Consider the following 12874-nt stretch of genomic DNA (forward strand, 5'->3'; position numbering starts at 1 on the left):
GGTCGACCGGTTAACCTGCCGCCGACTCCCGCCAAGCCCGGCACTTCCGGGAAACCGCGGTATCCGGCTAGATTGCCTGCCTGTGTAGACACTGATTACTTCGTAGAGTCGTGCGACGAGCAGCAATCTTTACGAACGCTGAACTCCCCTCAATACCGACACGTCGCCTGTCCAACTTCTGACGCGGTATCTGGCTAAGAGGATGTCCGCAATGACACCCTAAATCTCACAAAAGTGCTCGGTTTTGCAGTTGCCGTGCTACCGCGGAAAAATTATTGATCAGAGTATAAGAAGCGCCTGCGCATTCTCCATCCTCGGTCGAACCGAACAGGAAGAGTTCACCGATTCCCGCAGCCGCTCCTGCCTGCATATCCGTGCAGCGGTCCCCCACCAGGATGGACCGCTTAAGGTCCAGGCCATGCTCGCGCGCCGCCTGTAACATCATGCCGGGGCCGGGTTTGCGGCAGTCCGTGTCACGTTTGTACTCGCCCAGACCGTGCACCGGGTGAAAGGGCGAGAAATACACTGCGTCAAAATGAACACCTGACTTACCCAGCTCTTCCGACATACGATCCATCAGCGCATGAAAATCAGCCTCGGTGTACATTCCCCGGCCAATGCCAGCCTGGTTCGTCACCACCGCGACAAAGTACCCAAGCCGGTGGGCTGTCTGCAGCAACGGGACAATCCCGTCAACAAACCGGCACCGATCCCAAGTCCACAGGTAATCGACCTCTTCGTTGATGACTCCGTCACGATCAAGAAACAGTGCCGGTCGCAGATTCATTGCGCAGCCTCAATGGCGACCAGTCCAGGAGACAGCATCTCGTCCATCACCTGCAGCACCGTCTCTGTAGCAATCGACTGCATGCAGCCATTGCTCTCGCACGGTGCAAAGTTCTGTCCGTCATAGCAGGGCCTGCAGGCAAAACCCTCGCCACCCCACAGCACCCGCACACCACTGCGCCGCGGCAGAAAACTACCCGGATCGGTAGGCCCAAACAGTGCCAGCACGGGCGCCACACTCAGTCCCGCCAGATGCAGCGGACCGGTGTCATGCGACAGCACCAGCGAGCAGGTGTCACAGGTACTCACCAGCTCCGGCAAAGTCGTCTTGCCAATCAGATCGATCAGTCGCGGATGTCCGGCCAGCTCGGTAAACTCCTCCCGCACCCACGCATCGCCGGGCCCGCCCAGCAACACAACTTCATCACCGCGCTCCAGCAGCGTCCTTGCAATCGCTACATAGCGGTCGGCCGGCCATCGGCGCAGCGTCTGCTGACGAACCATGTTGCTCGCGCCGGCGGGCACCATCGCAATCCGTCGCGCGCCGGGCGGTGGCAGGGGAGAGGGCGGCAGACGATCCGGCCGATGCGGCGCCAGGCTCACATCGCGGCAGGTGTCCTTCCATCCCAGCAGCGCCCGCGCAAACTCATCCGCATGCGGCCGTGTCGGCAGCAATCGCCGGTTGCGATCCGTGTGGCTCAACGTCAGGCTGCGCGTGGCACGCACCGGCAGCGTGAAGATCTGCCAGCGAGCATCGTAGTACAGCGTCGCCTTCAGGTCGTACTTCGTTGCGGAAAGCTGCTTCCATGCCGCACCCACAGCGCGCACCCGCTCCGGAAACGAACCCTTCAACACCGCGCGGTCATCCGCCTCAATCACGTTGATCCACGAGTAGCAGCGCAGCAGTCCACTGACTGCGGGACCGCAGACCCAATCGATCGCGTACCCCTGCGCATGGAGCTGACCCACCGCCGCCACGGTCATAATCACGTCGCCAATGGCGCCAAGTTTAACGATCAGTGCACGCTTCATGGTCTTCTCTCGATGCTACACATCCGGTAGTTGTCATCAAACGCAACTAACCCGCCATCCCGGACAACGAAGGTGTCATCCCGCATCGCGACAGAAATCCAAAAGGATGAGGCTGCGATGGGTAAAGGGCCCGCGTGAATGTTGCCATTGATCTACGGCAGAAGCACAGGCACCTACCGCCCGGTCACTTACCGCCGTCAGGTAGATCCGTCGCAGCAAGCTCCCGCAATGCCTCGGCAACAGACTGACGCCAATGCGGCAACCGTATCCCGAAGTTCTCCGCCAGCTTGCTGCAGTCCATCCGCGAATTCAGCGGACGAGCCGCAGGCGTTGGATAGGCCGAGCTGGGCACCGGAATGATCTCCGGCGGCGTCATGCCGTGTTCTTCCACCAACGCATCACGCACAGCGTCAGCCAGCCCGGCCCACGTCGTATCGCCGGTCCCGGCGCAGTGATACACACCGGAAAGATCTGCAAGCGCGGGCATCAGAGGAGGCAGTGCGACCGCACCCTTCGCCTTCATCTCTCTGCCTAAAGCCTTGCTGTTCTCTCCCGTCGCAGCCTGCGCAGCCAGGTCTTCGCCCATCAACATCATGGCCAGGATCGCGTCTGCAAGATCGGCCGCCGCCGTCGGCGCGCCGTGCTGATCCGCCACCACACGCAGCGGATCGGTCTTCGTCGAAAGCAGCCGCAGCATCGTCCGCACAAAGTTCTTCCCGCCGCCTGAATAAACCCACGACGTCCGCAGAACAAACCACGGCAGCGCCCCAGTCTCCGCCGCAACGGCGGCAATCGCCTCTTCACCCGCCAGCTTCGACGCTCCGTAAACATTCGGCGGCGCCGTCGCATCTGTCTCAGTCCAAGGCCGCGTCCCGTCGCCGGGAAAGACATAATCCGTCGAAAGGTGCACGATGCCCGTACCCAGCGCTGCCGCCTCTTCCGCAAGCACGCCTGGTGCGACGGCGTTTGCCGCAAACGCAGCCTCGCGGTCGCTCTCCGCCGCATCCACCGCGGTGTAAGCAGCGCACGAGACAATCCATCGCGGCTCGACCGAACGCACATACGAACGGATACTATCCGCACTCGCCAGGTCCATCTCGGCGCGTGTTGGTGCAACGACCGGAATGTCTTTGCGATTCTTCCGCAGACGCTGCAGCAACGCCGAGCCGACCTGGCCCGACGTTCCTGTAATCAAAATCTTGCCGTGAATCTGAATGGTGCCTCCTCGATGTTCCGGAACAACCGCTAGGAAGCTTCCCATTGAATCGTGTCCCGCACCAGCCGGCGCAGATACTCGCCATAAGTACTCTTGCCATACCGGTTCGCCATCACTTCCAACTGCGCGGCATCGATCCACTTCAACCGGTAAGCAATCTCCTCAGGACAAGCCACCTTCAATCCCTGGCGCCGCTCAATGGTGCTGATGAACATCGAAGCATCCAGCAGCGAGTCATGGGTCCCTGTGTCCAGCCACGCAACACCACGGCCCATCACCTCCACATGCAACCGCCCCGCTTCCAGGTAGTGGCGATTCACATCGGTGATCTCATACTCACCACGCGCAGACTTTGGAATCCCTTCCGCGCAAGCCACCACGTCCGGGCCGTAGAAATAGATACCCGTCACCGCATAGCGAGACTTCGGCTCCGTCGGCTTCTCTTCCAGCGAGATCGCACGATGCGCCTGATCGAACTCGACAACGCCATACCGCTCAGGATCCGTGACCGCGTAGGCGAAGACGTGTCCGCCGCCGTCGCGCTCGGTCCGCTCCGCCGCACTGCGCAGCGACTTCGCCAGATCATGGCCATAGAAGATGTTGTCACCCAGCACCAGGCACACGCTGTCGCCCGCCAGGAACTCACGACCAATCAGGAACGCCTGAGCCAGCCCATCCGGCGAAGCCTGAACCGCATACTCCAACTGCAGACCCCACTGCGATCCATCACCCAGCAACTGCTGAAAGCGCGGCGTATCGCTCGGCGTCGAGATCACCAGGATCTCGCGAATCCCCGCCAGCATCAGCGTCGACAGCGGATAGTAGATCATCGGCTTGTCATACACCGGCAACAACTGCTTGCTGACAGCCTGCGTCACCGGGTGCAGACGCGTGCCGGAGCCTCCGGCGAGAATAATGCCCTTCATGCGCAGACCTCCAGGTCGAACTTCAAAGTTGGGAAAGCGGCGGAAGTGTTCGTCATCCTCTATGCGCCCTCGGTGCGTGCGCTGTAGTTTGTATCCATCCACTCGCGATACGCGCCGCTCGTAACATTCTCAACCCAGGGCTGATTATCGAGATACCAACGAACGGTCAGCCGCAAACCATTCACAAAATCCTGCGCAGGGAACCAGTTCAACTCGCGCTGAATCTTGCGTGCATCAATCGCATAGCGGCGATCGTGCCCGGGACGGTCCGTCACATAGGTGATCTGGTCCGCATAGGAAGTGCCCTTCGGCTTGAACTCATCCAGCAGCGCGCAGATGGTCTTCACCACGCTGATGTTGGTCTGCTGATTGTTGCCACCCACGTTGTACGTCTCGCCCAGCCGGCCGTTCGCCAACACCGTCTCAATCGCCGAGCAGTGATCCTCCACAAACAGCCAGTCGCGCACCTGCATGCCGTCGCCATAGACCGGCAGCGGCTTACCTGCAAGCGCGTTGTTGATCACCAGCGGAATCAGCTTCTCCGGAAACTGGTACGGCCCGTAGTTATTCGAGCAGTTCGTGATCAGCGTCGGCAAACCATACGTATGCGTCCATGCGCGCACCAGGTGATCGCTCGCAGCCTTGCTCGCAGCATAGGGACTGTTCGGTGCAAACGGCGTGTCTTCATGGAATGCCGGAGCATCCGGCGTTAGCGTGCCGTACACTTCGTCGGTCGAAACATGCAGAAAGCGGAAGCCTTCGCGCTCCTCGCCCGTAAGCGTCGCAAAATACTCGCGCGCACACTCCAGCAGCGCAAACGTGCCATCGATATTGGTCCTCAGAAACGCACCCGGGCCAAGGATCGAACGGTCCACGTGGCTCTCCGCAGCAAAGTGAACAATGGCGCGCGGCCGATGCTTCTGCAGCAGGGAAGCGACCAACTCGCGGTCAAGGATGTCACCATGCACCAACGTATGCCGCGTGTCCCCCATCAGCGAATCAAGATTATGCGGATTCCCGGCATAGGTCAGCGCATCCAGCGTAACGACACCAGACGCAGCAGCATCCCGAAGATGCCGAAGCACAAAGTTGGATCCAATAAAGCCGGCGCCGCCGGTCACAAGCAGGGGTGCGGTGTGAGTCATTTGTCTTAGTGTCTCTTGCATCGGAGAAGCTTCGCTCGCATCATTCCGGTTAAAAAATACTGCTCAGGTTAAAAGGGATCGCTCTTGTGGGATCGACGCAATGGCTACGAACTGCCTTTGCCCAAGAACGTGCGGCTGTCTGCCCGGCAGACCAAATAAGAAGATCATATAAGTGAACCAATAGAAGGCAGCGACGGGTATCAGTGCGATAGCGCCATCCGATGTGCAAAGGAAGGCGTAAAGGACCAGCCCCTTGAATGCAGCCATTCGGATGGGATCCTGCAAGGCGCGCTTGTCCAGCAAGAGAATACCGATCGGCCCAAGTAGGAGGATCGTGACGGCAACCGAACCGGCATAGCCAAATTCGTTGACAGAGGATAGATAGACGATCTCCGTGATCATGTAGTGGCTCTGAAAATTAGGGAAAAATGGAACTTCACCCAGATGTTGGAACTGATATGTCCGCCCGCCAAGGGTCGGGTCCAAGAGAAATGAAGCTTCATTCCGCTGCATCATCTTGGACGCAAGGAAGAAGATGGGACCGAACGCAACCGCCGCCACTGTGAGTTTCGCGGTGCGACCCAGACGGAGTCGAGGAAACGACTGCGCTTGACTCAAAAGTGCCGCACCAAGAGAGAGCAACTCGTTGAAGATGAGGCCCGCCCATATCGTGCGGCTGAGTGTAAGAAAGAGTGCAGTCCGAACCACCCACCGTTCCCACCGGCGGGGTGTCGCCTCGTCAAAGAGACGCAGAAGGATCAGTGTGGCAGCACCATAGATATTGCCATTGTTATAGGTGGAGATCAGCTTAAAGAAAAAGCCGCGGGAGTTATTGCTCGTCGCCGCTGGATCTCCCGCATCGCTGCCGTTCGTCGTAAGAAACGGGATATGGATGTTGATCCCGGTAAAGGGCCGCCAGAAGAACAGGAAGATGCCGAATAACGCGGTGATCAGTACGCAATAACGTAAGCACTTCATCACCTGGGTGCGATTCAGCAGCGGAAGCATCGGCGGGTAAAACCAGAGAAACACAATGGGCAGGAATATCAGGCTAATTGAGGTACTTACTACGCCGTTCTTCTGATAACTGTCCGATGCTCCATAGCCCCCAAGTGCATAAAAGAAGATCAGTGCAAACGGCACAAGTGTCCCAAGCGCGACGATCTGCCTGCGCACCCACAGCGCTTTAACAACATACATCCGGTAGGGCATCAACGCTACGAGCGACCCGAACAGCATCAGGTAGCCCCAAGTGATCGGCAGCCCCCCTAGCCGAAACCCTCCCTTGGGAAAGACGACCAGCATTACGAAAAGCGCCACAAACACTCGCCAGGCTGTGGGATGTAGCTGCTTAGGACGCATGCTATGCCTTCCGCAGAAGAAGGCTCTTTCGGATCTCCCGAAGCTTTCGGCTTGACACTGGGTCCCGCGACAGCTTGTCCTTCATGACCAGCAGTCCGGTCAGCACCATCCCCAGGAAGAGGCCAAACGCCGTACAGAAAACCGTGATTAAACCGCGCTTCGGTGCAGTCTTCGGTACGGGCAGCGATGCGCGATCAACAACTCGGACACGCGGAACGCGATACGTCTCCTGGATGCGCGCACGATCATATTGCGTCGCCAGCGAAGAAAGCAGGCCCTGGTGATAATCAACCACGCGCTGTAAGCGGCTTACTTCGAGATCCTGCGTTGCGACGTTTTGATTATTGGGGCTGTTGATCTTGGCCTGGAGCGAGGCCACAGTCGACTGCAGCTGTGACAACTGCGAGTTAAGCCGAATCATCTCCGGATTCTCCGCAGTGGCCGACTGTTGGAGCATGCTCCGTTGCACTTCGAGTGCGACAATCTGTGATCGCAACTGGGAGATCTGGGACAACTGCAAGCTGGTCTGCGATCCCGGCTGCAACAGGCCCGTACGCTCCTGTGCCGCCTTCAAGTCACCCTCAGCCTTCTCCAGTTCGCTGCGCTCGCTCTCCATCTGAGTCTGGTAAAACTGCCGGGTCCGCGATGCGCTCTCGAAGTTCATACGGTCACCAAGATCCTGGAGCGCTTCCAGGTAGGCATTCGCAATCGCTACTGAACGCTCCGGCAAGGTGTCCTGCACGGACAGAATGTACAGGCCTTCAGCGGATTTGCTGGCAGTGCTCTCTGACCGAATGCGATTGGCCAGCGAACGCGTTGGCACATTCGCCATTGCGCCCGGCCGCTCGCCCTTTTCGAAGATCTCCCGGCCCGTATGCTGCAGTACGTACGCTGCAATCGCCTGGCTTTCCAGCAGTGAAATTGTCGGATCGCTTTGCCGGTAAAGGATGAGTCCGGTCTGCCCGCCCGTCTCCTGATCGACCAGGAAGCTGGCGTTGGCGGTGTAGCGTTTCGCCATATAGAACGTCGCCACCATGCCGAGCACCGCAAATACTGCGGTCGTCGCGGCGATCAGGCGCCAGTGGCGGGACAAGATCACGAAGATCTCAAGTACATCGAAGCCCTCTTCAGAAGAAGGCAAAGGGCCCGACTTGGCGGGGTGTTCACTCATCGTGATTGCATCCGGGCCTGGGTACAGGTGGCCACCGCCGCCCAGCTCCGGACTAGCCGTGGTCGATTCAATCGTTGTACTGGCAGAACTAAAGGATCTTTCCATCACCGCACCAACGCCAGTACCGACAAGCTCACGCCCAGCGAACTCAACGCAGAGGCGATGATAACGGCATCACGCAGGATGTTCCCGCGCGTCATCTTCGGCGGCATCACGATCGTGTCGCCCGGCAAGATCGCTGCCTTTTCCACATTCGTATAGGTGCGAGACACCACGGATCCGTCTGCGCGCACCACAAACAAGCGCTTCGCGTCTGCCGTCCGCTGCGGGCCGCCAGCGTCACGCAGATAGTGGCGGACCTGCAGGTGTGGCTTGTACAGGAACGAGGAGGCGTTGTAGACCTCGCCGGAGACAGCCACGCTGGACGGCTCCCGCGGAACGATGAAGCGGTCGCCATCTTCCAATGCAATATCCGGAACGGCGTCCAGACCGGTTGCCGTCGGCGACAGCTTCAGCACGATGCGGCCGCTCGGTTGCATGCGGCGGATACGTGCAACGGCCTGCCGCGCGCTGTCTGCGGAGGCGTTCGTAGACTGAACCGCTGAATTCGGATCAACCGATCCTGCAATCTGTGCGCCCGCCTGCGTGTTGATCTGCGTTTCCAACGAATCCGCGTACTCACGCAAGCGCTGCTGCTCCACACGGCGCGTCGACTGCCGCGTGAACTCTGAGGCGTACAGGTACGCATCCGGTGTGAAGCCACCCGCACGTGCAATCAACTGCCGCAGTGTCTCGCCTGGCTTTGCGCTGTACACACCTGCGCCAACAAACTCGCCCTCCAGACGGACGAACTTCGTTTGCTGCGATTGGGGCACACGGATATCGGACTTTGAGAAGATCGTGACCACATCACCGGCTTCCAGCGAAAGGTTCTGGCTGGCGTCGCCATTCAACATGGCGCCGAGGTTAAACGGGATCAATGAAGTCGTCAGTGCCACCGGATCAAGACGCTCAATCACGGCGTACGCCAGATCCACATCCGGTGCGGAAAGAACGATGTCGTTCTTGGCGGTAAAGGTGCCATTGTTCTGCGTCAGTGCATCGCCCACGGTTGTACCGCTGCCGTTAGAGTTGGCCACGCTGCTGGTCGTCGGCGTAGGAGCATCGCGCCGGTTGCCGGGTGTGCTCTGCGTCAGTGCCCCTGGTGCTGCTGCATTTCCATTCGCGGTCGACGGCGAAGTGCTTACCGCAACGCGACCCTGGTCGGGCTGGTAGCCGCCCGAAGGCGATCCAAGTGCATTCCGCGCGCGGAAGTAGCCACGTGTCAGCAACGACGCACGGCTGGTAATCAGGTCAGAGATTCGCATCCCTGCATGCCACACATAGCGGCCCGGATACGTCACATTGCCCCGCAACGTGATCGCATCCTTATACTCGTCCGAGATTGGCGAGACCGTCAGAATGTCGCCGCCCTGCAACACCACGCTGCCCGAAGTCTGAAGGTTGATATCCCGCAGCATGCGCTGGGAGTGGTTATAAATACTCTCAAGCCGCGCGGACATCCCATTCGCCGTACTCGTCAGACCGTTCGCCAGGCCCAGCAACTGGCTGATCGTGGTCTCGCCACGCAGCTCATAGATCGCCGACTCGGTCACGGAACCAATCACCGCTACCTGTGGCCCGGTCGCCGGAATAAAGATAATGTCGCCGGGCTGCAGCTTCGCGTCCTTGCTCTTGTCTCCATGCAGCAGCAGGTCGTAAAGATCGATCTCCGTTACCACGTTGCCGGCGCGGCGCAGTTGAATTCGGCGCAGACTGCCCTGCGGCTTGACGCCACCCGATGCAAACAGAGCGTTCACCAGCGTGGACAGTGAAGACACCGTGTAAGCGCCCGGCCGGCGCGACTCGCCCGTGATGTACACCTGAATGGACCGGAGCTGCCCCATGCTCACATTCAGCTCAAAGTTCCGGTACACACGGCCAAGCTGCTGCTTCAGAAACGGCCGAAGCTCCTCAAAACGCAGACCCGCAACGTTCAGCGTGCCAACTTCCGGAATCGTGATCGTGCCGCCGCGGTCGACGGTGAACGTGCCCTGCTGGTTCAACTGACCCGTCGTCGAGATCCGAATCTCGTCTCCAGGTCCGATCTGGTAATCCGAAGTCACCTGCGAATCGCCCAGGGGCGCAAACGTGCTCGGCGCATTGTTGAACAGGTCAGAGCCGAAGATGGGCAGATAGCTGCCTATGGTCTGCGCCACCAGCGACTGGAACTCCGTCGGGGCGTCTGCATTGACCGGTCGGCCTGCGATGTTGCCGTTGTCGTCCGAGCGATCGCTACGGGTGTTCGGATTATTCGCGTTCTGGGTGCTCTGGTTCCAGTTCGGTCCACTCTGCGTTGTCGTCGCAGGTGTCGCAGGCGTTGGAACAGTAATGATCTGCGGAGCGGCTTGTCCTGAGGACGCTGCAGCGGCGGCGGGAGCACCCGCCTGCGCAAAAGCCGCAAAGGGGACTGCGGTACCGGAGAGGGCGAGCATAAGCGCGCTGGAGATCAGCCGACTCGATAGGGAGATCCGCCGGTTATTTCGGGTGCGCGCCGTAGCGTCCTGGCGCGAAACTGCTTGAGTCACGGAAAGGTCCTTCAAGGGCATCCTGCAGGGTCCAAAATTGTCTGCCCGCACAAAGAAAAGTGTAACGGATACGATGCGGTCCGGATGTCATCTGCTGTCCGGGCATCTTGCCGCCCCACGCCTGAGTCCTACAGCGGGACACCGGCGATGGGCCGGGGCACAGCCTCTCCCGATCGCCCCACCCCGTGCCGCAGAAAGGATCCCCATGAGCGAATCCACCGAGAAAAACCAAAAGGAAACCTACGCAGGCGGTACCAAGGCAGGACACGTCGACGGCGCCGAAAGCACTGCCAAGGCCGAGCCATCCGGTGTCCGTGGGGATAACCCTGCCACGGCCGGCCCCGGAAGCACCGGGATTCGTTCCTCCACGCCGGAAAACAGCGCAGGCCACATCAATCCCTCAGCGCCCGGCGATACAGGCACGACACCCGCAACCACCCCACGCAACTAGGTCTACCCCCCTTCACAGGCTCCAATTTTCCTTCACATCATGAAAAGGGGCTTTAGCTAACCGGATCTCCGGACAGCTAAAGCCCCTTCTACTGCCACATTGCTGGCTTATTTTGCGATCGCGTTAAACGCCCAGAACAGACCGGCCGAAAGCAACGCCGCAGCCGGCAGCGTAAAGACCCACGCCATGGCAATGTCGCGAATTGTCGAGAGCTGCAGCCCGCTCTTGTTCGCCGCCATCGTGCCCGCAACGCCCGAACTCAGCACATGCGTCGTCGACACGGGTAGGCCATAGCCGTCCGCCAGCCCAATCGTGATCATCGCCGTGATCTCTGCCGCCGCACCCTGCGCGTAGGTCAGATGGGTCTTGCCGATCTTCTCGCCCACCGTGATCACAATCCGCTTCCAGCCCACCATTGTTCCCAGGCCCAGCGCCAGCGCAACCGCTACCTTCACCCACGTCGGGATAAAGCGCGTCGACTTATCCAGAAAGCCCTTGTAGTTGCCGATCGCGGCCTTGTCCGCGTCGTTCATCTTCGGCCCGCTCTTCGCCATCAGGCGCAGCGCCTCGCTCGTCAGGTACATCTGGTTCCGGACGTTCGCCTGCATGTCCTGCGGAACATTCCCCAGCGAACCGTAGCTGACGGCCTCGTTGCGGATCGCAATCACCATCTGCTCGGTCGCCACCAGGGTCGCCGGCTGATAGTCATGGCTGCTGACGAAGCGCTCCAGTTCCTGCCCGCTGTCACCCACCACCGCGTCCGTGTCCTCATAGTTGTGCAGCGCTCCGGCCACCTGTGTGGACACCGCAGCAAACGTCGTCACTGACCCGCGATCCACCGTGTGGTTCAGCGCATACGCCGTCGGCACCGTACCCACCAGGATCAGCATGATCAACCCCATGCCCTTCTGCCCGTCATTCGATCCATGGAAGAAGCTGACACCCGTACAGGTCAAAATCAGCAGCGCGCGGATATGAAACGGCGGCGGATCATCGCCCTCCGGAGCCTTATACAGACGCTCATCCCGCAGCAGCAGCTTAAAGAGGCCAAAGATCAGCGCAGCCATCACAAAGCCGATCAGTGGCGAAAACAGCAACGCCTTGAACACCTTCGTAACCTGCTCCCAGTCCACGCCGCTCGTGCCGCTCCGGCCCTGCATGATCTGGTTCATGATGCCCACGCCCAGAATCGACCCGATCATCGTGTGCGAACTCGAAGCCGGCAGCCCACGCCACCACGTCGCCAGGTTCCAAAGGATCGCCGCAACCAGCAGCGCAAACACCATGGCAAAGCCTGATCCCTTGCTCACCTTCAGAATCAATTCCACCGGCAGCAGCGCCACGATCGAGAACGCCACTGCGCCCGAACTCGTGATCACACCGATGAAGTTCCACACGCCCGACCACACAACAGCCAGGTGCGGCTCCAGCGAGTGCGTATAGATCACCGTCGCCACCGCATTCGCCGTGTCATGGAAGCCGTTCACAAACTCGAAGCCCAGCGCAATCAGCAGCGCGACGCCCAGCAGCAGGTAAGGGAAGACCGAAGCGGAATGAACCTCCGCCAGATCCTTCGACAACTTCGTAATGATGTAGGCCAGCCCGCAGACCAGCATCACCCCGAAAACCGCGGTTCCAACCCACGCAGTCTTCGATGTCTTCGCCTTCTGAAGCTTCAGTTCCAGTGCAGACAGCGGCGGTGCAGGAGCGGTCGTAGCCATAGGGATGCCTTTGGGGGACTGGATTCGTGAATGGAAACGACTCTACGAGCCTGCCGCGCAGAGAGCATTACAGGCTCATGAATCGAAGCAGAATGGCGCTGCCGGGTTGGCCCAACCACCCAAACAACCACCAAAGCGCCACACAAAGGTAGAATCGCCCTGCAGCCTTTTCCGCAAAAACGGGCCTATAGCTCAACGGTCAGAGCAGGGGACTCATAATCCCTTGGTTCCAGGTTCGAATCCTGGTGGGCCCACCATCCCCGTCCACTTGCAACCCAGACATCGGTGTCAGCCCGTCGCCAGCAGCATGACAGCGGTAACCGCACAAAGTCCTGGCGCACCGCACGATTCCGCCAAGCCCCTCTATCCATTCGGGTACGCCCTGAAGTAACTCCTGAAATCCCTGGCATCACGCGGCGCGAACCCCAGGGCCGAAT

10 protein-coding genes and 1 tRNA gene are annotated in these 12874 nt (G+C 59.8%); 2 read left to right on the forward strand and 9 right to left on the reverse strand.

Annotation, left to right across the window (positions count from 1 at the left end; all coding sequences use genetic code 11):
- Positions 1-226: 226 nt before the first annotated feature.
- From TERRO_RS03330 to TERRO_RS03365, 8 genes are all read right to left on the reverse strand, one after another.
- On the reverse strand, positions 227-787 hold the full coding sequence (locus TERRO_RS03330) for a D-glycero-alpha-D-manno-heptose-1,7-bisphosphate 7-phosphatase (protein WP_014784589.1): 561 nt from the start codon (positions 785-787) through the stop codon (positions 227-229).
- Complete coding sequence (locus TERRO_RS03335; RefSeq protein ID WP_014784590.1) at positions 784-1818, reverse strand: glycosyltransferase family 9 protein; 1035 nt, start codon at positions 1816-1818, stop codon at positions 784-786. The genes TERRO_RS03330 and TERRO_RS03335 overlap by 4 nt, the downstream gene beginning before the upstream one ends.
- A gap of 184 nt (positions 1819-2002) precedes the next feature.
- Positions 2003-3079 carry a dTDP-4-dehydrorhamnose reductase gene (rfbD, locus tag TERRO_RS03340; RefSeq protein ID WP_014784591.1) on the reverse strand — a complete coding sequence of 359 codons (1077 nt, stop codon included), beginning with the start codon at positions 3077-3079 and terminating at the stop codon, positions 2003-2005.
- Positions 3064-3960: a glucose-1-phosphate thymidylyltransferase RfbA gene (gene rfbA, locus TERRO_RS03345; protein WP_014784592.1), complete on the reverse strand. Its 897-nt coding sequence runs from the start codon at positions 3958-3960 to the stop codon at positions 3064-3066. Before rfbA ends, rfbD begins: the two co-directional genes overlap by 16 nt.
- A gap of 59 nt (positions 3961-4019) precedes the next feature.
- A complete protein-coding gene (gene rfbB / locus TERRO_RS03350) occupies positions 4020-5105 on the reverse strand; it encodes a dTDP-glucose 4,6-dehydratase (RefSeq protein WP_041592429.1) in 1086 nt (361 codons plus the stop codon).
- Positions 5106-5168: 63 nt separating this feature from the next.
- Entirely contained in the window at positions 5169-6467 is a 1299-nt protein-coding gene (locus TERRO_RS03355; protein ID WP_014784594.1) for a hypothetical protein, read from the reverse strand.
- 1 nt (position 6468) lies between these two features.
- On the reverse strand, positions 6469-7743 hold the full coding sequence (locus TERRO_RS03360) for a GumC family protein (RefSeq protein ID WP_014784595.1): 1275 nt from the start codon (positions 7741-7743) through the stop codon (positions 6469-6471).
- A complete protein-coding gene (locus TERRO_RS03365; RefSeq protein WP_169315273.1) occupies positions 7743-10265 on the reverse strand; it encodes a polysaccharide biosynthesis/export family protein in 2523 nt (840 codons plus the stop codon). The genes TERRO_RS03360 and TERRO_RS03365 overlap by 1 nt, the downstream gene beginning before the upstream one ends.
- Before the next feature lie 205 nt (positions 10266-10470).
- On the opposite strand from TERRO_RS03365, the gene TERRO_RS03370 reads away from it, so the two are divergent.
- Positions 10471-10716 (forward strand): hypothetical protein, encoded by a 246-nt coding sequence (locus tag TERRO_RS03370; RefSeq protein WP_014784597.1) that lies wholly within the window; start codon positions 10471-10473, stop codon positions 10714-10716.
- Between the two features lie 107 nt (positions 10717-10823).
- Here the strand turns inward: TERRO_RS03370 and TERRO_RS03375 are convergent, their stop codons facing one another.
- Positions 10824-12437: an inorganic phosphate transporter gene (locus tag TERRO_RS03375; protein ID WP_014784598.1), complete on the reverse strand. Its 1614-nt coding sequence runs from the start codon at positions 12435-12437 to the stop codon at positions 10824-10826.
- Positions 12438-12618: 181 nt separating this feature from the next.
- On the opposite strand from TERRO_RS03375, the gene TERRO_RS03380 reads away from it, so the two are divergent.
- A tRNA-Ile gene (locus TERRO_RS03380) sits at positions 12619-12694 on the forward strand.
- Positions 12695-12874: the final 180 nt, after the last annotated feature.

The organism is Terriglobus roseus DSM 18391, from assembly GCF_000265425.1.
Taxonomy (GTDB): domain Bacteria; phylum Acidobacteriota; class Terriglobia; order Terriglobales; family Acidobacteriaceae; genus Terriglobus; species Terriglobus roseus.

Excerpts from the sequence above, each read along its gene's own strand:
- TERRO_RS03330 (WP_014784589.1), bottom strand. The coding sequence starts at position 787 with ATGAATCTGCGACCGGCACTGTTTCTTGATCGTGACGGAGTCATCAAC.
- TERRO_RS03335 (WP_014784590.1), bottom strand. The coding sequence starts at position 1,818 with ATGAAGCGTGCACTGATCGTTAAACTTGGCGCCATTGGCGACGTGATT.
- rfbD (WP_014784591.1), bottom strand. The coding sequence starts at position 3,079 with ATGGGAAGCTTCCTAGCGGTTGTTCCGGAACATCGAGGAGGCACCATT.
- rfbA (WP_014784592.1), bottom strand. The coding sequence starts at position 3,960 with ATGAAGGGCATTATTCTCGCCGGAGGCTCCGGCACGCGTCTGCACCCG.
- rfbB (WP_041592429.1), bottom strand. The coding sequence starts at position 5,105 with ATGACTCACACCGCACCCCTGCTTGTGACCGGCGGCGCCGGCTTTATT.
- TERRO_RS03355 (WP_014784594.1), bottom strand. The coding sequence starts at position 6,467 with ATGCGTCCTAAGCAGCTACATCCCACAGCCTGGCGAGTGTTTGTGGCG.
- TERRO_RS03360 (WP_014784595.1), bottom strand. The coding sequence starts at position 7,743 with ATGGAAAGATCCTTTAGTTCTGCCAGTACAACGATTGAATCGACCACG.
- TERRO_RS03370 (WP_014784597.1), top strand. The coding sequence starts at position 10,471 with ATGAGCGAATCCACCGAGAAAAACCAAAAGGAAACCTACGCAGGCGGT.
- TERRO_RS03375 (WP_014784598.1), bottom strand. The coding sequence starts at position 12,437 with ATGGCTACGACCGCTCCTGCACCGCCGCTGTCTGCACTGGAACTGAAG.